An 854-nucleotide genomic window follows, 5' to 3' on the forward strand; every position below is an offset into this window, starting at 1 on the left:
AACGCGTCGATCAAGGCCGCGACGCTGAACACGGTGGCAGCGGCGGCGAAGATTGGCGGTGACATCCACGTGCTGGTCGCGGGCCACAACGCGCAAGCGGCAGCAGATGCAGCGGCGAAGATCGCAGGTGTCTCGAAGGTACTCCTGGCCGACGCGCCGCAACTCGAAGTGGGCCTCGCGGAAAACGTCGAAGCGACCACGCTGAACATCGCGAAGGACTATTCGCACATCCTCGCGCCGGCTACCGCCTACGGCAAGAACATCGCGCCGCGTATCGCCGCGAAGCTGGACGTCGCGCAGATCTCGGACATCACGGCGGTTGACAGCGCGGACACGTTCGAGCGCCCGATCTACGCGGGTAACGCGATCGCAACGGTGCAGTCGAGCGATCCGATCAAGGTGATCACTGTGCGTGCGACGGGTTTCGATCCGGTTGCCGCGGAAGGCGGCAGCGCAGCGGTCGAGAAGATCGAAGCGGCAGCCGACGCCGGCAAGTCGCAGTTCGTGAGCCGTGAAGTGACGAAGCTGGACCGTCCGGAGCTGACGTCGGCGAGCATCATCGTGTCGGGCGGCCGTGGCCTGGGCAGCGGCGAGAACTACACGAAGGTGCTGGAGCCGCTGGCGGACAAGCTGTCGGCAGCACTCGGCGCATCGCGCGCGGCAGTCGACGCCGGCTACGTGCCGAACGACTACCAGGTCGGCCAGACCGGCAAGATCGTCGCGCCGCAGCTGTACATCGCGGTCGGCATCTCGGGTGCGATCCAGCATCTGGCCGGCATGAAGGATTCGAAGGTGATCGTCGCGATCAACAAGGATCCGGAAGCGCCGATCTTCAGCGTGGCCGATTACGGCCT

Annotated in this window: 1 protein-coding gene; it reads left to right on the forward strand. The window is 65.6% G+C overall.

Translation table 11 applies throughout. The features are described 5' to 3' along the window. Positions 1 to 854 (forward strand): electron transfer flavoprotein subunit alpha/FixB family protein (locus DIE15_RS36640; RefSeq protein WP_148095706.1); only part of this gene is annotated, 854 nt, incomplete at both ends.

Source organism: Burkholderia sp. Bp9031 (assembly GCF_003857965.1).
Classification (GTDB): Bacteria; Pseudomonadota; Gammaproteobacteria; order Burkholderiales; family Burkholderiaceae; genus Burkholderia; species Burkholderia ambifaria_A.